Source organism: Rhizobium sp. ZX09 (assembly GCF_017357485.1).
GTDB classification, from domain to species: domain Bacteria; phylum Pseudomonadota; class Alphaproteobacteria; order Rhizobiales; family Rhizobiaceae; genus Agrobacterium; species Agrobacterium pusense.
The window spans coordinates 143,138-165,319 of sequence record NZ_CP031363.1 but is presented as its reverse complement, the minus strand read 5'-3'; the positions used below and the strand labels follow the sequence as shown (position 1 = coordinate 165,319).

At 59.5% G+C, this 22,182-nt stretch carries 22 protein-coding genes and 1 tRNA gene; 8 read left to right on the top strand and 15 right to left on the bottom strand.

All coding sequences use genetic code 11. The annotated features are described in order from the left end of the window. Nucleotides 1-36: 36 nt before the first annotated feature. The 11 genes from BTN45_RS00790 to BTN45_RS00740 form a co-directional block, all read right to left on the bottom strand. Nucleotides 37-768, bottom strand: coding sequence for a helix-turn-helix transcriptional regulator (locus BTN45_RS00790; protein ID WP_004439885.1), 732 nt, complete (start codon nucleotides 766-768; stop codon nucleotides 37-39). Between the two features lie 372 nt (nucleotides 769-1,140). Further along, a complete protein-coding gene (gene fliF / locus BTN45_RS00785) occupies nucleotides 1,141-2,823 on the bottom strand; it encodes a flagellar basal-body MS-ring/collar protein FliF (protein ID WP_004439882.1) in 1,683 nt (560 codons plus the stop codon). A gap of 128 nt (nucleotides 2,824-2,951) precedes the next feature. Continuing rightward, nucleotides 2,952-3,335 (bottom strand): hypothetical protein, encoded by a 384-nt coding sequence (locus tag BTN45_RS00780; RefSeq protein WP_004439880.1) that lies wholly within the window; start codon nucleotides 3,333-3,335, stop codon nucleotides 2,952-2,954. A 13-nt stretch (nucleotides 3,336-3,348) separates the two neighbouring features. Continuing rightward, complete coding sequence (gene cheD / locus BTN45_RS00775) at nucleotides 3,349-3,894, bottom strand: chemoreceptor glutamine deamidase CheD (protein ID WP_004439878.1); 546 nt, start codon at nucleotides 3,892-3,894, stop codon at nucleotides 3,349-3,351. Beyond that, nucleotides 3,891-4,280, bottom strand: coding sequence for a chemotaxis response regulator CheY2 (cheY2, locus tag BTN45_RS00770; protein ID WP_003503467.1), 390 nt, complete (start codon nucleotides 4,278-4,280; stop codon nucleotides 3,891-3,893). The genes cheD and cheY2 overlap by 4 nt, the downstream gene beginning before the upstream one ends. Beyond that, nucleotides 4,280-5,335, bottom strand: coding sequence for a protein-glutamate O-methylesterase CheB (gene cheB / locus BTN45_RS00765; RefSeq protein ID WP_004439876.1), 1,056 nt, complete (start codon nucleotides 5,333-5,335; stop codon nucleotides 4,280-4,282). Before cheB ends, cheY2 begins: the two co-directional genes overlap by 1 nt. Then, nucleotides 5,332-6,240, bottom strand: a complete 909-nt coding sequence (gene cheR / locus BTN45_RS00760; protein WP_004439874.1) for a protein-glutamate O-methyltransferase CheR — start codon at nucleotides 6,238-6,240, stop codon at nucleotides 5,332-5,334. The genes cheB and cheR overlap by 4 nt, the downstream gene beginning before the upstream one ends. Nucleotides 6,241-6,253: 13 nt before the next feature. After that, nucleotides 6,254-8,515, bottom strand: a complete 2,262-nt coding sequence (locus tag BTN45_RS00755; protein ID WP_035206775.1) for a chemotaxis protein CheA — start codon at nucleotides 8,513-8,515, stop codon at nucleotides 6,254-6,256. A 16-nt stretch (nucleotides 8,516-8,531) separates the two neighbouring features. After that, entirely contained in the window at nucleotides 8,532-8,897 is a 366-nt protein-coding gene (gene cheY1 / locus BTN45_RS00750) for a chemotaxis response regulator CheY1 (RefSeq protein ID WP_004439870.1), read from the bottom strand. Further along, nucleotides 8,894-9,193, bottom strand: a complete 300-nt coding sequence (locus BTN45_RS00745) for an STAS domain-containing protein (protein ID WP_004439868.1) — start codon at nucleotides 9,191-9,193, stop codon at nucleotides 8,894-8,896. Before BTN45_RS00745 ends, cheY1 begins: the two co-directional genes overlap by 4 nt. Continuing rightward, nucleotides 9,193-10,788, bottom strand: coding sequence for a globin-coupled sensor protein (locus BTN45_RS00740; protein WP_223216931.1), 1,596 nt, complete (start codon nucleotides 10,786-10,788; stop codon nucleotides 9,193-9,195). Before BTN45_RS00740 ends, BTN45_RS00745 begins: the two co-directional genes overlap by 1 nt. A gap of 93 nt (nucleotides 10,789-10,881) precedes the next feature. Here BTN45_RS00740 and BTN45_RS00735 point away from each other — a divergent pair, with 93 nt between their 5' ends. From BTN45_RS00735 to mnhG, 8 genes are all read left to right on the top strand, one after another. Continuing rightward, entirely contained in the window at nucleotides 10,882-11,223 is a 342-nt protein-coding gene (locus BTN45_RS00735) for a hypothetical protein (RefSeq protein ID WP_135856022.1), read from the top strand. Nucleotides 11,224-11,302: 79 nt separating this feature from the next. After that, complete coding sequence (locus tag BTN45_RS00730) at nucleotides 11,303-11,680, top strand: hypothetical protein (protein WP_035206773.1); 378 nt, start codon at nucleotides 11,303-11,305, stop codon at nucleotides 11,678-11,680. A gap of 105 nt (nucleotides 11,681-11,785) precedes the next feature. Continuing rightward, entirely contained in the window at nucleotides 11,786-14,704 is a 2,919-nt protein-coding gene (locus BTN45_RS00725; RefSeq protein ID WP_072493963.1) for a monovalent cation/H+ antiporter subunit A, read from the top strand. Next, nucleotides 14,704-15,039 (top strand): Na+/H+ antiporter subunit C, encoded by a 336-nt coding sequence (locus BTN45_RS00720; RefSeq protein ID WP_003514993.1) that lies wholly within the window; start codon nucleotides 14,704-14,706, stop codon nucleotides 15,037-15,039. Before BTN45_RS00725 ends, BTN45_RS00720 begins: the two co-directional genes overlap by 1 nt. Continuing rightward, entirely contained in the window at nucleotides 15,036-16,682 is a 1,647-nt protein-coding gene (locus BTN45_RS00715; RefSeq protein WP_004439856.1) for a monovalent cation/H+ antiporter subunit D, read from the top strand. Before BTN45_RS00720 ends, BTN45_RS00715 begins: the two co-directional genes overlap by 4 nt. Further along, nucleotides 16,679-17,167, top strand: coding sequence for a Na+/H+ antiporter subunit E (locus BTN45_RS00710; RefSeq protein WP_004439853.1), 489 nt, complete (start codon nucleotides 16,679-16,681; stop codon nucleotides 17,165-17,167). The genes BTN45_RS00715 and BTN45_RS00710 overlap by 4 nt, the downstream gene beginning before the upstream one ends. Next, the gene (locus BTN45_RS00705) at nucleotides 17,164-17,445 is read left to right on the top strand and encodes a K+/H+ antiporter subunit F (RefSeq protein ID WP_004439850.1); all 282 of its coding nucleotides are present in this window, start codon (nucleotides 17,164-17,166) and stop codon (nucleotides 17,443-17,445) included. The genes BTN45_RS00710 and BTN45_RS00705 overlap by 4 nt, the downstream gene beginning before the upstream one ends. Then, nucleotides 17,442-17,786 carry a monovalent cation/H(+) antiporter subunit G gene (gene mnhG, locus BTN45_RS00700; RefSeq protein ID WP_004439848.1) on the top strand — a complete coding sequence of 115 codons (345 nt, stop codon included), beginning with the start codon at nucleotides 17,442-17,444 and terminating at the stop codon, nucleotides 17,784-17,786. Before BTN45_RS00705 ends, mnhG begins: the two co-directional genes overlap by 4 nt. 4 nt (nucleotides 17,787-17,790) lie before the next feature. On the opposite strand, the gene BTN45_RS00695 is transcribed toward mnhG, so the two are convergent. The 4 genes from BTN45_RS00695 to BTN45_RS00680 form a co-directional block, all read right to left on the bottom strand. Then, a complete protein-coding gene (locus tag BTN45_RS00695; protein WP_207588568.1) occupies nucleotides 17,791-18,381 on the bottom strand; it encodes an alpha-ketoglutarate-dependent dioxygenase AlkB in 591 nt (196 codons plus the stop codon). 565 nt (nucleotides 18,382-18,946) lie between these two features. Beyond that, nucleotides 18,947-19,022 (bottom strand) — tRNA-Phe (locus tag BTN45_RS00690). A 283-nt stretch (nucleotides 19,023-19,305) separates the two neighbouring features. Then, nucleotides 19,306-19,737 carry a hypothetical protein gene (locus BTN45_RS00685; RefSeq protein ID WP_207588567.1) on the bottom strand — a complete coding sequence of 144 codons (432 nt, stop codon included), beginning with the start codon at nucleotides 19,735-19,737 and terminating at the stop codon, nucleotides 19,306-19,308. Nucleotides 19,738-19,891: 154 nt separating this feature from the next. Continuing rightward, nucleotides 19,892-22,108, bottom strand: coding sequence for a 3-hydroxyacyl-CoA dehydrogenase NAD-binding domain-containing protein (locus BTN45_RS00680; RefSeq protein ID WP_207588565.1), 2,217 nt, complete (start codon nucleotides 22,106-22,108; stop codon nucleotides 19,892-19,894). Between the last annotated feature and the right edge of the window lie 74 nt (nucleotides 22,109-22,182).

The window sequence follows — 22,182 nt, the reverse complement described above, 5'->3', positions numbered from 1 at the left end:
CCTCATTGTCTTTCGTCTGTACCATCCGTCCGACCATTATACGAGGTTGTTGCGCACGGCGTAGGCAATTGCCTCCGAGCGGGTTTTTGTCGCAGTTTTACGCATCACGCTTGTGATGTAATTATTGATCGTATTGCGTGAAATGCCAAGGATCATCGCAATTTCGTCACTCGTCTTGCCTTCCGCGATCCAGAAAAGGCACTCCAGCTCGCGCTCGGTGAGGTCGATATCGCGCACGGCTTTTGCCTCGCTGGCAATACCGAAACTGACGCAATAGCCCGTCAGAAGCGCGATTTCACGCAGGCGTTCCGGCGACGGAACCGCTTCCTCGGGGAACAGCAGCAGGAGAGAAAGGCGAATGCGCCCCACGCAGAAAGACAGCGCGGAATACTGCCGGTCTATGCCATAAGGAACCGAAACGTCCTCTGGAAGCAAGAGCAGCCGCGGCTGCAGAAGCGAAAGGCATTTTTCCATTTCGCTCGAACGGTTCTGGCTATTGGCAAGCTCAACGCCCAACCGGCGCACCAGATCGAAAGGCCAATCGGATGTGACGATGAATTTAAGCCCGGTTTCTTCGAGAAGGTCATCCCGCGCCAGCAGGTAGTGCGAGGCGCCAGCGTAAGTCACGAGCAAATCAAGCGCGCCTGCAACGTTACCGGCAGCAGCCGTGGCTGCGACGTTCTTGGCAAGCTGATCACGCGGCAGGGGCTTACCCATGCCCTCCATAGGCTTGGCAGACAGCCTGCGGATATCAACATCGACTTTCAATCGCCTACGCCCTCTTGCTCCCAGTGGGAGATTATACCTCGGGATGGAATCATTCCATTCGAGAAGCTTACCAAAATGGGACGGCAAGCCCCCGGAGACCGAATCATTTCATTTTATGGAACGGACTGGGATTTGCCATTACCTGACACCAGCCTTTCCACGTATTTCACCGTTCGTCTATTGCTAAAAAAACATACTGAAAAGCTGTTCAATCCATAAACGGCATTCTCAGCCAATTCCCAGCAAACTGTATCGTTGCTGAATTTTTTGTAAACACTGTCCTAAAACGAGATTGCCACGATGCGTCCGCCAAGGATAGCGAAAAGCCTAAAAACGGAAAAAAGGCCGGGTAAAACTCCGGCCTTTTCGATATTACGCTGCTTTTTCCACTGCCCATTTGCGCAGAATCTTGGCGGCTCTTTCCTCGCTGATTTCCACCATGCGGGAGAGCCTGCGTTCGGGCCCTTCGCGTACCCGGCGGTTGAAGGTGCCTTCGCCATCGCCGCCCGCCAGAAGATCGTCGGTGCTGTCGAAGCCGAAATCCGCCCCGAACCCTTCCATGAGACCGCCCGCGCCCGCATCCATGCCGGGAGAGAAGTCCGGCAGTTCGAGGCCGGCGGCTTCCTGGCTGAGCTGGCCTGCGGCCGCGCCGTTGCCGGTAACCGTGCGTACCAGCGGGCGTACACCGAGCCAGACGACAAGGAAGGCGACCGCAACAAAGGCGAGGGAATTGATGATGCCGGCAGAATTGCGGCTCAGCACTTCCATGACACCCGGTCCGCTGGCGGCCTCGTCAAGCAACTGGGTTTCGAGGAAATCCATTGCAGTCAGGGTGACCATATCGCCACGGTCGGACGAAATGCCGGCGGCGGAGGTGACGATCTTCTGCATTTCGGCGAGGTAGGCGTCGATCTTGGCCTGATCGGCGGGTTCACCGACCATCTTTGCGATACGCCCCTTGTTGACGACCACCGCGACGGAAATCTTTTCGACCGTATAGCCGTTCTTCACCGTGGCGACCGTCTTGGAGTTGATCTCGTAGTTGGTCTGTTCTTCTTTCTTCGCCGATTCGTCTGACGATTGCGGCGTGCTGCCGCCGCCCTGAGGTGCGGCCTGCGGAACATTCTGCTCCACGGTCGCGGCCGTGTCTGGCTGTGTTTCCTGCGACTTCTGGTCTTCTTTCACGGTCCGCACCGACCGTTCGACACGCGATTCCGGATCGTAGACGGTTTCCTGAATCTGGCGGCTGTCGGTATTGAGCTGCGCCGTCACGCTCGAGCGGAAATTGTCCATGCCGAGGAAGGGCGCCAGCGCCTTGTCGATATTGGTCTCGATTTCCTGCTGAACGTTCTGCGCCAGCGTCAGCGAACGGTTCATGGCGGCATTGGTGACGTCGTCACCGGACGCCAGAAGCTGGCCCGTGGAATCGAGCAGGGTCACATCGTCGACTTCAAGGCCGGGAACGGCCGAGGCAACGAGGTGACGAATGGAAGCGGAGGCCTTGCGGCCGGCGGAGGCACTCGCACGGATCATGACAGATGCGGTGGGCTTCTGTTCGCCGCGGCGGAAATTGCCGACGTCGGGCATGACGATATGCACGCGTGCGGCTGCGATGCCATCGATCTGCTGGATGGAGCGGCCGATCTCACCCTCAAGGGCGCGAACGCGCGTCACTTCCTGCATGAAGGAGGTCAGGCCGAGAGAACCGACATTGTCGAAAAGTTCATAACCGGCATTGGCGCTGTCGGGCAGGCCACGTTCAGCCAGAAGCAGCCGCGCCTTGCTGGTAAGCCCGACCGGGACCTGAAGGCTGGAACCATCAGTCCCCACCTGAAAGTCGAGACCCGACTCGGCGAGCGCAATGCTGATCTTGTTGAGGTCGCTCTTTTCAAGCCCCACATAAAGGGTCTCGTAAGCGGGACGGTTCACATAAAGCGCTGCAGCGAGGATAATGGCCATGGACACAACGCCCACGCCGCCCAACATCAGCAGCCGCGTCTGCCCCAGCGCCGCGACATTCTTCAAGACCTGAGGGATTTGATTTAACAGATTCATTCTGTTCCGCACCGTCATTCATAGAGTCCGAGACCTTTTGGCCCCGTGATGACAATAGGGTGCGAAGCTTGCGCGAGCGTTGCCTTTCTCCGCATTCTGCGAAGAGGCAGGCGCCCCTGGAAACAGCGCTAGAAGAGGTCGAAGTCGCCGGAGGCCTTGTCGAGCGGCTGGGAATGGCCGTGGCGGAAGGCCGCGCCGAGGGCCTTCTGCATTTCAGCAAGCTTGACGAGGCTGAGCGCGGTGGAGACATCCACGATCCAGTCGCCCGGGATGGAGCCGGTAATGGTGTCTATGAACTCAGCCAGGCCACGCGTCTTCTGGACCGCAAGGTCGATGCCCTGCAGCAGCTTGACGCCTTCGCTCGACAATTGGCCGCTGGTCACTTCAAGCAATTGCGGCTCGATGCGCTCGATGAGATAGGCGACATCGTGCAGTTCCGATACCACACGCATCAGAACATCCGGCAGGGCTTCTTCGAACGGAGTGGTGGCGGTGTGCTCTGCAAGCTGCATTGGTAACTCCGTACTAGAAAAATTCGATATCGTTGGCGACGGGTTTGGGCGCCGGCACCGGACGCGTTTCCATGGCCACCGTCTTCTGTGTTTCCGCGCCGCTGAGCGGATGCTGGCGGGCGCGGCCCGAGACCGGCCAGAATTCGATCTTGCGGCCATGCTCCCCGCCCGTGGAGGAGCTTATGACTGGAATGCCTTCATCCTTGAGAAACTTCATCGCGAATATGGCATTCTGCTCACCGACATTGGAGAAGCTGGCGATCGTCTTCGCGCCGCCGAAAATCTTGGCCTCCAGCCGGTCACGACGGGCGCCCTGCTTCAACAGGCCGTTGATAAGAAGTTCCATGAGATGCACGCCATAACGCGTCGCATCTCCGCCGGTCACACTACCGGTTCCCGGAAGCAGGAAGTGGTTCATTCCTCCAACGCCGGAAACGGGGTCTCTCAGACAGGCAGCCACGCACGAACCGAGTATCGTCGTCAGCACCACATCGGGATCGCTGACGACCTTATACTCGCCCTGAATGATATGTACGCGCTTGGCTGCAGCTTCAATCATTTCAGCGATCCGAACACCGCTTCGATGGCAGCGCGCATCTTGTCGATGGTGAAGGGCTTGGCCAGCACGTTGTTGGCGCCGAGCTGGGCAGCCTTCTGCACCAGCGCGCGGTCGCCCTGCGCGGTGAGAATGATGAAGGCGGCCTTCTTGGTGGTCGGGTTGGCCCGCACGGCGTGCAGGAAACCGAGGCCATCCATCTTCGGCATGTTGAAATCGGAGATGACGAGATGATGGGGCTGCTGCTCCATGATCTTCATTCCCTGCTCGCCGTCACCTGCGGCGGTGATCTGCTTGAAGCCGAGCTGTGTCAGCGCATCGCTGAGGAGCAGCCGGCTGGTCACCTGATCGTCAACGATCAGAACTTTGATCTTTTCTGCGAGAGACATTAGTCAGCACCTTCTTTGCGGGCAGTGGTTAGTTTGAGGATTTCTTCGCCGATGGAGCCGAGCGGCAATTGCTGTTCGACCGCGCCTAACTCGTAGGCCACGCGGGGCATGCCATAGACGACACAGGTTTTTTCGTTCTGGCCGACGGTACGCGCACCGGCATGGCGCATTTTCAGAAGTCCGGCGGCACCATCGCGCCCCATGCCGGTCAGGATGACGCCGACGGCGTTGCGTCCGGCAAGTTCGGCTACAGAGTCGAACAACACATCGACGGAGGGCCGGTGGCCGTTGACGGGATCGCGCTCTACGAGCCGGCAGCAGGGCGCTGAACGATTGGCGATCTGCAGGTGACGCTCGCCGCCCGGCGCGAGATAGATCTTGCCGGTCTGCAGGCGGGCGCCATCCGTCGCCTCTTCCACCACGGGAGCGCAGATGCGGTTCAGCCGTTCTGCGAAGCTCTTCGTGAAGGTGGGCGGCATATGCTGAGTAATTACGGTCGGCGGGCAATTGGCCGGGAATTTCTGGAGCACCGCGATCAACGCTTCGACACCCCCCGTGGACGAACCGATGGCCACGACCTTGCGCCCCGCCCGATATTCGCTGACCGGGACGGGCTGCGGCGCGGCTGCGGCTTCCGGCCGCGCCGCACGGTAAGCAGCGTGTTGGGAGCGCGCGGCAGCCTTCACCTTGTCAGCCAGATCGCCGAAGGGGCGCGCATCGCCTGGCGCCGGCTTGCCGACACAGTCGAAGGCGCCGATTTCGAGTGCCGCGAGCGAGGCGTCCGCCCCGCGATGTGTCAGCGACGAGACCATGATGACCGGCATGGGCCGCAGGCGCATGATCTTTTCGAGAAACTCCAGCCCGTTCATTTCCGGCATCTCGATGTCGAGTGTCACGACATCGGGATTGAGCTGCTTGATGGCGGCACGCGCTTCCATGGCGTTGCCGGCCTGCCCGACGACCTCGACCTCCGGATCGGCCTTGAGGACAGCCGAAATCAGGCCGCGCATGGTCGGACTATCATCGACGACGAGTACCCGTGCGAGTGCGCTCATGCCTTCCTCCCCGAAGCGTGACCGATGTAGCGATAGGTGGTGATACCCGTATTATCGAACAGGTTCTTAGCGTCACCGGAGACACGTTCGGAATGACCGATATAAAGATGACCACCTTCCGGTAGCAGGCCTGCAAAACGCGACCAGATGCGCATCTGCGTCGGCTCGTCGAAATAGATGACGACGTTGCGGCAGAAGATGACGTCGAAATTGCCCTTGAAGGGCCATTGCGTCATCAGGTTCAATTCATTGAAGGTGATGAGGCGCTTGACCTTGTCGTCGATCTGGAACTTGCGGCGGCCGCCAGCATCCACTTCCGTGAACCATTGCTTGCGCATGGCGGGAGACACGGTTTCGAGCGCATTATCGTCATAGACCCCGGCACGGGCCTGCGCCAATATCTTGGGGTCGATATCCGTCGCCAGGATTTTGAAGTCGTAATCGGCTGCATTCGGAAACATGGCGAGCACGGTGAGCGCTATGGAATAGGGCTCCTGTCCGTCGGAGCAAGCGGCGGACCAGATGCGAACACGCCCGCCGCTCTTAGCCCTTGCAATGAGGCCAGGAAGAACCTCGTCACGCAAATGTTCGAAATGATGGTTTTCGCGGAAGAAGCGGGTGAAATTCGTGGTCAGGTGCGACAGCATTTCGCGCCGCGCCTGCGCGCCATCTGGAGATGACACCAGAACACAATATTCACGAAAGCCCGAAAGGCCGAGATTGCGGATGTGTTTCGACAGGCGGGAGTAAACCAGCGACGCCTTGGTGTCGTTGAGATAGATGCCCGCATCGGCATAGATCATCGCCGCGATTTCCGAGAGGTCACGTCTCGTCAGCGGGTATTCACCGCTGGCAAGAACGTCATCCGGAGACTGGCGCTGGTCGTTGAAATTAAGTGCTGCCATGAATGATCCGCTTTCAACCCGCCGCCGCGAGCGACATTTCCTGCTTCAAGGGCTGTCCGCGCGAGGCGCTGACGATGGCATCGACATCCAGAATGAGAGCGACGCGCCCGTCGCCGAGAATCGTTGCGGCGGCAATGCCCGGAACATGGGTATAGTTGGCCTCCAACGACTTGATGACAACCTGGCGCTGACCCTGGATCGCATCAACCATCAGGGCACGCTGGCCGCCGCCTTCCGACTCCACCAAAAGAGCGACGCCTTCGACCGGATCGGCCTGCGTCGGGCGGAAATTCAGCACGCGGCCGACATCCACCAGCGGGCAGAAGGAGTTGCGGATGGAGATCAGCCGCTGGTTCGCACCGAAGGAGTGAATGTTCTTCGCTTCCGGCTGCAGGGTTTCCACGATCGCGGTCAACGGCACCACCAGTGTCTGGCCGGCAACCGTCACCACCATGCCGTCGAGAACGGCAAGCGTCAGCGGCAGGCTCATGGTGAAGGTGGAGCCTTGGCCGGGGCGCGAGGAGATGTTGATGCGACCGCCGAGCGCCTGAATGGAGCGCTTGACCACGTCCATGCCCACACCGCGGCCGGAAATGTCGGAAATCTTGTCGGCGGTCGAGAAGCCCGGGGCGAAGATGAGATTGTCGATCTCTTCATCCGTCAGGTTCGCATCTGCAGCGATGAGATCGTTGTCGATCGCCTTCTGGCGCACGCGCTCGCGGTTGATGCCGGCACCGTCGTCCTGAAGCTCGATCAGGATGCGGCCGGAGCGGTGTTTGGCCGAAAGCTTGATAGTGCCTTCCGGGTTCTTTCCAGCGGCTTCGCGCTTTTCGGGCGTTTCGATGCCATGATCAACGGCATTGCGGATCATATGCGTCAGCGGTTCGGCCAGCTTGTCGATGACCGTCTTGTCGACTTCGGTGTTCTCACCTTCGGTGACAAGACGGATCTGCTTGCCGATCATGTCGGCGACTTCGCGAACGATACGCGACATGCGCTGGAACACCGGTTTTACCGGCTGCGCACGGATCGCCATGACGCTGTCCTGGATTTCGCGCGTCAGCTGCTGCAGCTCGTCGAGACCCATATTGACGGCTGACGTACCGCTCGCATCGTTTTCGATGACGCTCTGCGACAGCATCGCCTGATTGATGACGAGCTCGCCGACGAGATTGATCAGGCGATCGACACGGTCGAGATCGACGCGGATGGTCTGGCCGGCACTTGCATTGGCAGCGGCATTGGCGTTTGCCTGCGCTGCGGCAGGTGCTGCCGCAGCTTCACGCTTTTCGATGGCGGCATTGACGCTCTGGGCGATCTGCGTCGTTGCGACGGCCGTTTCGACAGCTGCCGCAACATAAGACGCTTCCGCCGTGGCGACTTCAACAACGGGCTGCTCTTCCGCGCCGCTATCAAGCGCCGAAAGGTCGAACGGCACGGGGATCATCGGGAGTTCTTCCTCGTCGGCAGCGGCCTCCGAAAGAACTGGCGTGATTTCGAGATCGCAATCCCATTCGGCAAATTCGAAGACGCTGCGGATACCTTCTTCACCCTTGTCGGTCGTGATCGAAACCGTCCAGGAGAGATAGGATGCTTCAGGATCGAGTTTGTCGAGCGAAGGCAGCTCGGACATGTCGCAATTGATGCTCATCTCCCCAATGCGGGAAAGATCGCGCAGCAGAAGTGCCGCCTCGTTGCCCTTTGAATAAAGCGATGCATGCGGCTTGAAGGTGATCTGGAAGGATGGCGCTTCCATCAGCGGCGTGGTTTCGTCGGCAAAGTCCGTGAAGGAGAAGGGGATCGGCTCGAAGCCGCTCTCATCCGTCGGTTTGGCCTTCACGGGTTCCGGCGCCTTTACTGCGACGGGAGCGGGCGCGGATGCCGGAACGGCTTCGCCGTTTGCCAGCGCCTCCAGTTCCTTCACGAGGCCACGGGTGCGGCTTTCATCGACGCTGCCACCGTCTCTTGCGGCATTGGTGAGGTCTGCCAGCACGTCGGCAGAGCGCAGCATGACTTTGAGAACATCCTGCGTCGGTTCCAGCTTATTGGAACGCACGCAGTCGAGGGTCGTTTCAAAGACGTGCGCAAAGGCCACGAGATCATCGAGACCGAAGGCACCTGCCCCGCCCTTGATAGAATGAACGGCACGGAAAACGGCGTTGACGGTTTCCGGATCACGGTCGCCGTCATTCAATTTAAGAAGCCCCGATTCCAGTTCGGCGAGCTGCTCCTCGCATTCCTGGAAAAAGATTTCCTTGATTTCGTTCATATCCATCGTGAAATGTCCCGTATCAGGCGGTTACGCGCTCAATGGCATCGATGAGTTTGGCAGGGTCGAACGGCTTGACGATCCAGCCCGTCGCACCGGCCTGGCGGGCGCGGTTCTTCTTCTCTGCATCGCTTTCGGTCGTCAGAACGAGGATAGGGATCGCCCGGTACTTTTCGTTGCGACGAACACCCTCTATGAAACCGAAACCGTCGAGACGGGGCATGTTGATGTCAGTCACGATGACGTCGGGGTTGCTCTGCTCGAGCACTTCGAGGCCCTCGACGCCGTCTTCGGCCTGAATGGTTTCGAAACCGGCATTGTTGAGCGTGACCAGGAGCATGTTCCTGATCGTCCGGGAATCATCCACGGTAAGAACTTTTTTCTTCACTTTTGCATCTCCTTCAGGAGCAAATGATCGATATCGACGCCTATCAGTTTCATGGTCTTGTCGAATGCATCGGACACGCTGGCAAAGCCGAAGCGTTTGCCGTCCTCTTCCCAGGATTTGGCGCCGGCCATGAGGACCTGCGCACAAAGGGCGCCGATACGTTCCACCTCTGACGCGTCCACCGACAGCGGTGCTCCCCGCAACGTCATCAGCTTGCCGTGCAGGGCCGATGCTTCGTTGAGGTCCAGCACCGGTGACAGTTTCAGCGTCGCCTCAGCTGCTTTTCTGGCTGCCATTACATGACTCCCTGACGTCTGAATTGTTGGTAATCCTGGCGGTAATCCGTGCGGCTATCCTCACGGGCCATAAATGATGATTGCTGCCGATCCGCACCGGTGGCGGCAGCGAAATGTTCCTGGCGGGCAATACGAAATTCGCGCACGGTGCGGCCGAGTTCCAGAATGACGGTTTGAAGCGTGTCGGCCTCGGAGGCGCTCGCGCTGATATCGACGGCATTGCGGTCCGCCTGCCGTTGCTGCCCGCCAATATCGGCGGCAACAGACTGCAGTTCGCCGGCCTGCTCGGCCGTAAGCCGCGAGACTTCAGCGATCATGTCGTTGATGCCCGAGACTTGCCGGACGACGCCGCCGATCGCGTCCTGTGTGCGGTTGACCATGCGGACGCCGCCCTCGACCTGGGTCTTCGTGGTTCCGACAAGGCTCTTGATCTCCCTTGCGGCATCTGCAGACCGCTGGGCGAGCGCCCGGACTTCCTGCGCGACGACAGCGAACCCACGACCGCTTTCACCCGCACGCGCCGCCTCGATGCCGGCATTGAGCGCGAGAAGGTTGGTCTGAAAAGCGATCTCGTCAATCGTGCCAATGATCCTGCCGATCTGTTCGGCGGATTGTTCGATGTCCGACATGGCGTCGATCGCCTCGCCGATCGCACGGCCGCTTTCGACGGCCGCGTCGCGGGCGCTCGAAACCGCCTTTTCCGTCGCCGCAATGCGAGCGCCGTTTTCGGCAACGTTCCCGATCAGGGCCTGAATCGCATGCGAGGTTTCGGCAAGGGCTTCGGCCTGCTGGCGTGAACGCTCGGCAATGGAACGGCCGATATCGGCAAAACGTCCGCTCAAGGCCTCCGCCTCGCCGACGCTGTTATGGGCCGCCGTCAACGACGCGCCTATGGTTTCAAGGGCCGTGTTGAATGTTGTCGCGACATCCCGATAGGCGTCTGGAACGTCACCGTCTATCCGTGCGTGCAAATCGCCTGCCGCAAAAGCTTTCAACGCGACGCCGAAGAGGTTTGCCGCTTCAGCCCGGTCATTGTCGCGTTGTTCCTGAAGTTCGCGGCCATGACGCAGGCGTAGTTCATTAAAGCGCAGCGAGACCGCTATCTCGGTATCGACCATCACGAGGCGAACGACATTCTTTACCGCTTCGGCGAGCTCACGGCTCTTCTTGCGGCTACCCGGCAGGATGGATCGGGGCGCGTGTTCCGCCACCAGTCCACCAACGAGGTGCTCCAGAACGACGGCGTGGCTGGCGATTTGCCAGCGCGGATCGAGACCCATGCGGCTGGCATTGTCGGAAAGCACCTTCACCCGCTCGGCATAGAGCGCATCGAAACGTGCATCCGTCAAAACGCTCCAGTGCGACGATTGCAGATCGTGCAGGCGTTCGAGCTGGTTTTCGCTGTCGAAGGACGGGGAACAGTCCGGCATGGACTGGAAACGGGTCATCACATCGCGCAGGCCGGCCTTGACGTAAGGCTCCAGCATGCCGCGATAGCTGCGCAGGAAGTCGGATTGCGTCTCATCGAGGCCGGCAAAACGCAACCGCCCCGCCAGGCTTCCGCCTGCCGATCTGCGCGCTTGATCTGATGGCAAGTCCTGCCCCAACCGACGTCCCCAACAACATGACGGCCGGTGAAACCCGGCCAATTTGCCAAGGTTCAGAACGCCAGCACCCTGAGGGGATTTTTGAACGAACACACCCATCGCGGACGATGCGGCATCGACGCTTGCCAGACCTTCTTGAACCAAGAAACGAAATACCGGATCGGCACCGGTACGGCAGTGCGGCGTCATGCCTGGAAGGGGAGAGACCCCATTCCGCCGTGGAAATACCACCAATCTTTATGGTTAATTCCTTGCTTGAAAGTTAAGAAACGCGGCGTTGCGGGTCAAACGGTAAAATTTGTAAAGTCTTTTAACGGCCCCTGCCCCGACTTTGCCGCAAATGAGCAAAAACAAAAAGGAATTGAGCGCTTCGGGCGGTTTTTCCGGCCTGTGTGCTGGACAAGCGCGGGTGGCTTCCCCTAAAACAAATCAACGGGATATTCGCGCAGCGGTGATGCTTTAAAGAGACGTTTTCGATCAAGGAGATGCCAACTTGCAATGGATGGAGAAAGGCCGCAGTTCAAGGCGCCATCCGCAAGTGCTGATCGGTCTCGTGGTCGCCAGCCTTCTTCTCATGATCGGCTTCCAGGCGCCTTCGGGTATCAAGCCGCTTTCCAAGACCAGCCGCCTCGAACGCATGCAGACCGTCGATCTTGGCCGCTCCCTTTCGCTTCGCGACAAGGATTGCGACAACGGCGGTGATTTCGGTTGCCGGTCAGGCAATGCGGCCCCGGGTATTGGTCAGGACGCGTTTTCCTTAACCGCCGTCAGTGTTGACCTTGAGGCAAAGGCGCGGCTCGTTGCTGTTGCCGTCGCGCCACAAGCGTCCCGAGACTTTGCCAGCGTGGTACCACGCGCGCCTCCGCATCTTATGTACTAGTCATTCCGGCGGTCATCATCATTGGATTCATTGGAATCCTGAGGGATTGGAGTCGTCGGAAATCCGCCGCAAGCTCCCATTCCAGAGAGAAAACCGCTGCCGCATATGACACTTGCAACCATTCTTCCTTTTATTGTCGCATTGCCCTTCGTCGGCGCACTCCTGACGGCGTTCATGCCGCGCGAGGGTGCTGCTGCAGCTCCCGCTTCCGTTGCGGGGGCAGTTGCCCTTTTCGGTCTGGTCAGCAGTATTTTCCTTTATACCAGCGTCAGCGGGGGCGCCGTTCTTAAATACGACGTGGAATGGCTGCCGCAGCTCGGTTTGAACTTCACACTGCGGCTCGACGGATTTGCCTGGATCTTCTCGATGCTGATTACCGGCATCGGCCTGCTGGTGGTGCTTTACGCCCGCTACTACATGTCGACTGAAGACCCCATACCGCGCTTCTTCGCCTTTCTTCTCGCCTTCATGGGTTCGATGCTCGGCGTCGTTCTATCCGGCAACGTCATTCTGCTGTCCATCTTCTGGGAAATGACGAGCATCTTCTCATTCCTTCTGATCGGCTACTGGCACCAGAATGCCGGCGCCCGCGACGGCGCTCGCATGGCGCTGACAGTGACGGGGATTGGTGGCTTCAGCTTGCTGGCGGGTCTGCTGATCCTCGGTCACATGGCCGGCAGCTACGATCTCGACAGGATCATCGAGGCCGGCGCTGCCATTCGCGCGCATCCGCTTTATGTACCTGCGCTCATTCTTATTCTCGGCGGCGCTCTGACAAAGAGCGCGCAGTTTCCCTTTCACTTCTGGCTGCCCAATGCCATGGCGGCACCAACACCCGTTTCCGCCTATCTCCACTCGGCTACCATGGTGAAAGCGGGTGTTTTCCTGCTGGCAAGGTTCTGGCCGGTGCTTGCGGGCACGCCGGAATGGTTCTGGCTGGTCGGCGCGGCCGGCGTCATAACTCTGCTGCTCGGTGCCTACTTTGCCATGTTCCAGCAGGATCTGAAGGGATTGCTGGCCTATTCCACCATCAGCCATCTCGGGCTCATCACCACGCTGTTAAGCCTTGGCAGCCCGCTCGCTGCGGTGGCGGCCATCTTTCACATGGTCAACCATGCCACCTTCAAGGCCTCGCTCTTCATGGCGGCCGGCATCATCGACCATGAGACCGGAACACGTGACATGCGGCGGCTGAGCGGGCTCTATACCTATATGCCGGCAACGGCGACACTCGCCATGGCGGCAAGTGCGGCCATGGCCGGGGTTCCTCTGTTCAACGGGTTCCTCTCCAAGGAAATGTTCTTTGCCGAGGCCGTCGAAACCCATGCCGACTCGCTTCTCGACCGGGCGCTGCCCTATGTGGCAACATTATCCGGCGCATTTGCCGTCGCCTATTCGCTGCGCTTCATTCACACGGTGTTCTTTGGCCCCAAGCCAGTCGATCTGCCAAACCCCAATCCGCACGAGCCGCCGCGCTGGATGCGGTTTCCGATCGAATTCCTCGTCTTCGCCTGCCTGATCGTCGGCATCGTTCCGAGCCTTTCCATCGGCCCGTTCCTGCATACGGCCGTGCTTTCCGTTCTCGGCGCACAGACACCCGTGTACAGCCTGTCGATCTGGCACGGTTTCAATCTGCCGCTGATCATGAGTATCGCGGCGCTGATCGGCGGGGTAACGATCTACGTCTTGCTCGGCGGTTATTTCTCGCGCTGCGATGACGGTCCGCCGATCTTCCGGCATTTGCGGGGTCAGCGCATCTTCGAGCGCATTCTCGTCACCGTGTCCTGGAAGTGGGCGCGGTGGCTGGAAAGCACGCTCGGCACCCGGCGCCTGCAGCCGCAGCTGAGGCTTCTTATCCTCGTGGCGCTTCTTGCCGGTTTCTCGCCGCTCTTCCTTTCGGAATTCGCTCTGTCGCTGCCGCGGGTAACAACCTTCGATCCGATCTTCGCCATTCTGTGGTTGATCGGTATGATTGCGGCCATGGGTGCTGCCTGGCAGGCGAAATATCATCGCCTTGCAGCCCTTGTCATGCTTGGCGTTTCGGGGCTCGTCACCTGCCTCACCTTCATCTGGCTTTCCGCACCGGATCTGGCGATTACCCAGCTTTTGGTGGAAATCGTCACCACCGTTCTCATCCTGCTCGGCCTCAGGTGGTTGCCGAAACGCTTCGAAAAAGTGGACAGCAGCGATGAGTTGCCGGCGCAGCTTCGCCGTGCCCGCGATTTCCTGCTGGCCGCCGCCAGCGGCATTGGAATGTCCGTCATCGCCTATGCCGTGATGACGCTGCCAGTGCCGAATGCCATTGCGACCTATTTCCTCGAACGCGCTTACAGCGAAGGCGGCGGCACCAATGTGGTCAACGTCATCCTGGTCGATTTCCGTGGCTTCGACACCTTCGGCGAAATCGCGGTTCTGGCCATCGTGGCGCTCACCGTCTTCGCGCTGCTTCGCCGTTTCCGTCCCGCCCATGAAAGCATCGGACTTCCGGAACAGCAGCAGATGCAGAACGCCTTCGATGCGGAGCGCCCGGATCGCAGCAAGGGCGATACCGTTCGCGACTATCTCTACGTGCCATCCATCGTGATGCAGTGGATGTTCCCCGTCATCATCACCTTTTCCATTTTCCTCTTCATGCGCGGCCACGATATGCCGGGCGGCGGTTTTGCGGCCGGTATCACCATGGCGATCGCCTTCCTTCTGCAATATCTCGCCGGCGGGGCGCGCTGGGCCGAGGACCGCATCCGTATCCTGCCGCTGCGCTGGATGGGCTTTGGCCTCTTGATGGCGGCGGCGACGGGTATCGGCTCGTGGTACTTCGGCTACCCGTTCTTGACCTCTTATTTCCAGTATACGGAGATACCCTATATCGGCAAAATGCCGACGGCTTCCGCCCTGCTGTTCGATCTCGGCGTCTTTTCGCTGGTCGTTGGCTCCACCGTTCTTATCCTGATAGCACTGGCACACCAATCGTTGCGCAACTACCGCGTTCGCACGCCTGACGCCGCAAAAGCGGAGGACGTGTAATGGAACTCATTCTTTCAATCGGCATCGGCATCATGACTGGCTCCGGCGTATGGCTCATCCTGCGCCCGCGCACCTATCAGGTCATCGTCGGGCTTTCGCTTTTGTCCTATGCCGTGAACCTGTTCATCTTCGGCGTCGGCGGCATCAAGACCAACGCACCGCCGGTGCTGGTGAACGGCGTCGACAGTTCGACGCTTGCCGACCCGGTGCCGCAGGCGCTGGTGCTGACCGCAATCGTGATCGGCTTTGCCACGACAGCGCTTTTCCTCGTCGTGCTGCTCGCAGCGCGCGGCCTCACCGGCACTGACCATGTGGACGGGAGGGAGTCGAAATGATGTCGTTCCCCTTCCACATCGTCATAGCACCCATCCTGCTGCCGCTCATTACCGCCGCGCTGCTGCTGTTCTTTGACGAGCGCCAGCGTGTGGCCAAAGCCGCGATCAGCTTCACCTCCACGGTGCTGCTGCTGGTGGTTGCGATTCTGCTGTTTCGCGAGGTGAACTCAACCGTTAATACCGAGATCGCTGCTGTGGTTTCGAGCGGCGTCTATCTGCTCGGCAACTGGCCGGCACCCTTCGGCATCGTGCTCGTCGCCGATCGCCTGTCGGGCCTGATGGTCCTGTTGACCGCATTGCTCGCCATTCCCTCGCTCATCTATTCGATGGCGAAATGGCACAAGGCGGGCGCCCATTTCCATTCGCTGTTCCAGATGATGCTGATGGGCGTTAACGGCGCGTTCCTGACCGGCGACCTCTTCAACCTTTTCGTATTCTTCGAAGTGATGCTGGCGGCATCTTACGGGCTGCTGCTGCATGGCTCCGGCCAGCAACGCGTCAAGGCAGGGCTGCATTATATCGCCATCAACCTCGTTGCCGCCTTGTTTTTCCTGATTGGCGTCAGTCTGATCTATGGCGTGACGGGCACGCTGAACATGGGTGATCTCGCCCACCGGATAGAGGGGCTGAACCCCGACCAGCGCATGCTGCTGGAAACCGGCTCGGCCATCCTCGGCATCGCGTTTCTGGTCAAGGCCGGCATGTGGCCGCTGAATTTCTGGCTGCCCTCCGCCTATGGTGCGGCATCTGCACCGGTCGGCGGGCTATTCGCGATCATGAGCAAGGTCGGCATTTATGTCATCGCCCGCCTCTCCTTCCTGCTGTTCGGCCAGACGGCCGGGGAATCGGCCGGTTTCGGCCACGATGCGCTGCTGGTCGGCGGCATCGCCACCATCATCTTCGGTGCCATCGGGGTTCTGGCGTCGCAGGCGCTGGGACGGCTTGCCGGCTTTTCGGTTCTGGTCTCATCGGGAACGCTGCTTGCAGCCATGGGTACCGGCAATCCCACGGTGGCGGCCGGCGCACTTTATTACCTTGTCAGCTCCACCCTCACCATCAGTGCCTTCTTCATGCTCATCGAACTTGTCGAGCGCGGGCAGGATGCGGGCGCAAACGTTCTTGCCGTAACCATGGAGGCTTATGGCGAAGGCGAGGAAGAAGACGAGGAAGAGGAAATCGGCGTGACCATGCCTGCCACCATGGCCGTGCTGGGCGCATGCTTTGCCGCCTGCGGCATCCTGCTCGCCGGCCTGCCGCCGCTTTCCGGCTTCATTGCCAAATTCTCGATGCTATCGGCCATTCTCAATCCGTCCGGTCTCGGCGCCAATGACAGCATCTCCACCCTGTCATGGTGGATCGTCTTCCTGATCGTCTTTTCCGGCTTCGCTTCACTGATCTCGATGACCCGTGCCGGCATCCGTACTTTCTGGGCCTCCATCGAAGGCACCGTGCCGCGCGTGCTCGTCATCGAAATCGCACCCATCATGCTGCTTCTCGGCCTGACACTCGCCATGACCGTTCAGGCGGGGCCGGTGATGCGTTACATGCAGGAAACGGCGCGCATCCTCGATCTGCCCGCGAGCTATATCCAGGGCGTCATTTCCGCGCCACGGGCGGGCGGCAATCCGGAGGCAGAGCCATGATGAACCGTGTCCTGCCCTACCCGCTACTGACTGTTTCCCTGATCTTCTTCTGGATGACGATCAACAGTTTCTCGCCGGGGCATCTGCTGCTCGGAACTGCGGTGGCGCTCATCGCTTCCTGGGCGATGGCGTCGCTGAGGCCGGCAAAACCCCGCATTCGCAACTGGCATCGGCTGGTGCAGCTGATCCTTATCGTGCTTTACGATATCGTCAGGTCCAATCTCTCGGTCGCGAAGATCATTCTGTTCAGGCGCGAAAGGGACCGCAAATCGGGTTTTCTGGCCGTGCCGCTCGATATACGCGATCCCATGGCGCTGGCCGTTCTGGCGACAATCCTCACCTCGACGCCGGGAAGCGCCTGGCTTGAATATAATTCCAGTCAGGGCACGCTCCTGCTCCACGTCCTCGACGACGTGGACGAGGCCGCGTGGATAAGCCTCATCAAGAACCGATATGAAAAACTGCTGATGGAGATATTCGAATGAGTTCGATTATCCTTTTCTGGTCCTTTTCGCTGGCGCAGCTGATGCTGGCCATTGCCATGACGATTTCGGTCTATCGCATCGCCATTGGCCCGCGCGCGCAGGACCGGGTGCTCGGCATGGATACGCTCTATGTCAACGCCATGCTGCTGCTGCTGACCTTCGGCCTGCGCACCGGCAACGACATCTATTTCGAGGCATCGCTGCTGATCGCAATTCTGGGCTTCGTCTCGACCGTCGCCCTTTCCAAATTCCTGATGCGCGGGGAGGTCATAGAATGAGCAACGCCGCAGAATTTCCGCTCTGGGCCGCCATCGCCGTGGCTTTCTTCGTCCTCCTCGGCGCCTCCCTGACGCTGATCGGCACTATCGGCTTTGCCAAGCTCAACAGCTTCTATGAACGCCTGCATGCGCCCACACTCGGCACCAGCTGGGGCACGGGCGGCATCGTCATGGCCTCGATCATCTATTTCTCCGTCTCTGGCGGCCGCTTCGCTTTCCACGAAATCTTCATCGGCATTTTCATGACGGTGACGACGCCGGTTTCCCTGATGCTTCTCGGCCGCGCTGCACTTTATCGGGACCGGGCGGAGCAGAATTCGGATAATCGGGAGCATTTATAATTGCTTAGGTGCGCGTTGAAGCAGTGACTTTACGAAAAGTCAGGGAAATCCTCCTGCTTCGAACGGTCTTTACCCCGTTCACGATATCCGATTTGCGAGCCGGAATTTCGTGAGTCCAATGATAACGCCCGGAGCCCATGAGCAGGACACCTGAGCGGGGCTGAAGCACAACGCCACATGTGCCGGATCCGCGCAAATCGCGGAAAACCATCTCGCAAGCGGATAGAAGGCTTATCGACACGATTGTATCGTCGAAACAGGGGACACAATCGACATGCGCGCTGATCCCCTGCCCTGGAAAGTATTCGTTCGCGATAACCTGATCAGGCAAGCTCTCGCAGTGGCCGTCCCTCACTAATCTTCTGGCGAATACGCCCAGCCATGGCGGCAAAGGCCCGAGATAGGCATCCGGCGCAACTGCGCGGGCTTTATAGTCATACCGATAACCGAAATGCTGCACACGACGCTTCAGTTCCGTGCTCCACCCCCCGGAATCCAATATGGTTGCGGTGGCAGCTTCCTCTTGCGGCGAAAGGAAGTCACCGAAATATATGACGCCGGGCGGTAAAGAAGATGGAATTACAGTATGATCCATTTGCGGGCTGTTCTCCCTTTACGATGAAAAACGTGTGTTACAAACTCGTCATTCTCATCTAGCGCAGAGGTGCCGTCATCTTTCGTTTTATGTGTGCGTATCCCGGATAGTCGGAAAACTGAAACGGGTACGCAACCGTTCTAGCAAAACCACTGCGTTCAGCAGCCCGATCCATATCAAAGGCTCCATCGTAGTGAGAACTGTTTACGACAGTAATTGCAACCTTGCCGGAGCTCAAAAGATGGGCTGCGGCACTCCCAAGAAAACGGCGATCAATTTTGTTGTCACGACCATTTCACGCCGAACGGTCACGGGAATGGCAAATCGCCAAGCTGGGCAAAAAATCCATTAAGCAGAGGTTAAGAATCTGCCAAGCATCTGATATTTTTGGTATAATGTTAGCGGACGAAATACACTCACCCAAAAAACATATTTACGAGGATTTTCGCCTACCCGCCCACGAGGCAAATGTTTATTGCCATTATGGCTATCGTTGATTCCCACAAGATTAGGTCGGATCGGTCCGAACACGCACCTATATAAATTTATCAATCTGGAGATTTAATGGTGCCCGGAGGCGGATTTGAACCACCGACACGCGGATTTTCAATCCGCTGCTCTACCAACTGAGCTATCCGGGCACTTCAGGTCCTTGAAGAACCTCCGCTTTTCGCGGTCGGGATCGTTTGCGCCCCGAAAGTGAGCGGGGTTATAACATCTTGTTCGAACATGGCAAGCGCCCTTCCGAAGTTTTTTGACAGTTTTTTCACGGCGCCTGTGGATGGCTGGAAAGAGCGCAGGGCGAAGGCCGGTTCACGCAGGAAAACTGACTGTATGGCCTCCTGATGCCAGAGCGCATTTGCCCGCGTCATGTTTGCGAGGGACCTATCCCGGCCGGTGGCGGGCGCAGCATGGCAGGTGGGGCTATGCTCCTTCGCGGCGCCGTGCTGCGAAACCAAGCGCGAAAGGCACCACGGCTACCAGCGCCGCCATGACGGGCGAAGACGCAAAGATGCGGCTTGCAAGCGAGGTGACGGCTACGGAGCGCACGACCGTCATCAGGCGGGAATTCTCGCGGTCGCGCTCATGGTGGGGCTGTGCGGGCCTGTGGCGGGACATCTCGGCCGCCTCAAGCCGCTTGACATCACGCCGGATCTTTTCGACCTGTTGGCGAAGCTCGTCCAGTTCGGCACGCAGCGCCGGGTCGACGGTATTGGCGGCAGGTGTCCTCCTGGCTGCGGTTTTTTCCACCGTCTCTTCGGCGGCCACAGCTTCCGCCTCTTCGTCCAGTTCGGCCAACTCGTCGTCCAGGTCTGATGGCTTATCGAAACCGTGGGATCGCAGTGGTGCTTTCATCGCTGTCTCCTGAGGCGTGCTGAATTGCGGCGGCGGGCGCTTTTGCCCGGTCAGACTTTTCAACGCCTCAGCCCGGCAAAGGATGCATGGAAGCGGGTAGACAGGCATAATAAAACAGGCCCCGAAGGGCCTGTTCAATCATCTCACTGGAGCCTCAGGCCGCCTTCGCGGCGCTGGCATAGGGATCGAAGCGACCGTAGAAGGTCTCGCCCTTGGCGGCCATTTCCTTCAGCAGCGGCGTCGGCTGGAAGCGCGGTCCGTATGTCTCGCTGAGCTTTTCGGCGAGCGCGACGAAGCTCTTCACGCCCATGCCGTCAATGTAGGACAGCGCGCCTCCGGTATAGGGCGCGAAGCCGAAACCGAGGATGGAACCGACATCCGCCTCACGCGGATCGGTAACGATGCCTTCTTCCACCGTGCGGGCGGCTTCCAGCGCCACGGTGACGAGGAAGCGCTGCTTCAGCACCTCCATATCCACGTCTTCAGGCTTCTGCTGCGGATAGAGGTCCTTCAGGCCAGGCCAGAGGGACTTCTTGGCGGGCTTTGGCGGGTAGTCGTAAAAGCCCTTGGCGTTCTTACGGCCAAAGCGGCCCTCGCCTTCCACCAGCTTCTTCACCAGCTCCATATGGCGCGGATCGACCGCCTTTTCGCCGAGATCGGCGACGGTGGCTTTCAGGATCTTGTAGGAAAGATCGATGGCCACTTCGTCGTTTAGCGCCAAGGGGCCCACCGGCATACCGGCGAATTTCGCTGCATTTTCGATCATCGCGGGCGGCACGCCTTCGATCAGCATGTCGTAGCTTTCGGCCATGTAACGCAGCACGCAGCGATTGACGAAGAAGCCGCGGGTGTCGTTGACGACGATCGGGGTCTTCTTGATCTTGGCCACATAATCAAGTGCGACGGCGAGCGCCTTGTCGCCGGTTTCCTTGCCGAGGATCACTTCCGTCAGCATCATCTTCTCGACCGGCGAGAAGAAGTGGATGCCGATGAAATCGGTCGGACGCCTGGAGTTCTTTGCCAGCCCCGTGATTGGCAAGGTGGACGTGTTGGATGCAAAGATTGCGCCTTCGGGCAAAACGGCTTCCACGGCCTCGATGACGGCTTTCTTCACGTCGCGGTCTTCAAAGACGGCCTCGATAACGAGATCCGCATCAGACAATGCAGTGTAATCCGCCGTGGGAGTGACGAGATCGAGCAGGGCCTTGCCTTCATCCTGCGTCAGCCTGCCCTTGCCGATGGCGGCCTTGACGCTTTCCTCGCAATGGCCCTTGCCCTTGTCTGCGGCTTCCTGATCGCGATCCACCAGCGTGACGGGAATACCCGCTGCGGCGGTGACGTGAGCGACGGCCGCCCCCATGAAGCCCGCGCCAACGACGCCAACCTTTTTGAACTCCGTCTTCGGCTGGCCGGCCGGACGGCGCGCGCCCTTGCCCAGCTCCTGCATGGAAATGAACAGCGAGCGGATCATGCCGAAGGCTTCCTTCGAGCGAAGGATTTCGGTGAAATAACGCTGCTCCACCTTCAGCGCCGTATCGAAAGGCAATTGCAGCCCTTCATAAACGCATTTGAGGATGGCGAGTGCGGCCGGATAGTTGCCGGCGCTTTCGCGGCGGAGGATCGCCGGAGCAGCGGGCCACAGCTGGGCAGCCGCAGGCGTCCAAATGCCGCCGCCGGGCGCCTTGAAGCCCTTTTCATCCCAGGGCGCGACCGGCTTCAGGCCGTCCTTGATCATCTGCTTTGCGGTTGCGACCAGCTGATCCGGCTCGACTACCTGGTGCACCAGCCCCATGGCCTTGGCGCGCGCGCCGGTCAGCGACTGGCCCGTCGTCATCATCTGCAAGGCGGATTGCGCGTCCGTCAGACGCGGCACGCGCTGCGTGCCGCCAGCGCCCGGGAAGATGCCGACCTTGACTTCCGGCAGTGCAATCTTGAGGCTCTTGGCGCTGGAGGCCACGCGGCCGTGGCAGGCGAGTGACAGTTCGAAAGCGCCCCCCATGCAGGTGCCGTTGATGGCCGAAACCCAGGGCTTGCCGTTGGTCTCGATCTTGCGGAACAGGCCGGTCATGCGGCCCACCAGCTCGAACAGCTTTGCTGCCGCCTGATCCGGGTTCTTCGTCTTCTCGTCATTGTAGAAGGAGAACATCGACTTGATCATCGACAGATCGGCGCCGCCGGAAAAGGTGCTTTTGCCCGACGTGAAGACGACGCCCTTGACGGCGCTATCGGCGACGGTGGCGTCGAGAATGGCGTTCAACTCGTCCATCACCTCTGACGTGAAGACGTTCATGGACTTTTCCGGCATGTCCCAGGTGACGAGGGCAATGCCGTCTGCGTCCGTCTCGATGGTGAAATTGGTGTAAGTGCTCATTTGGGATTCCTCTTCCCTGAATCGTAATGGCCGCTTCGCTTTACTCGTCATCCTCGGGCCTGACCCGAGGATCC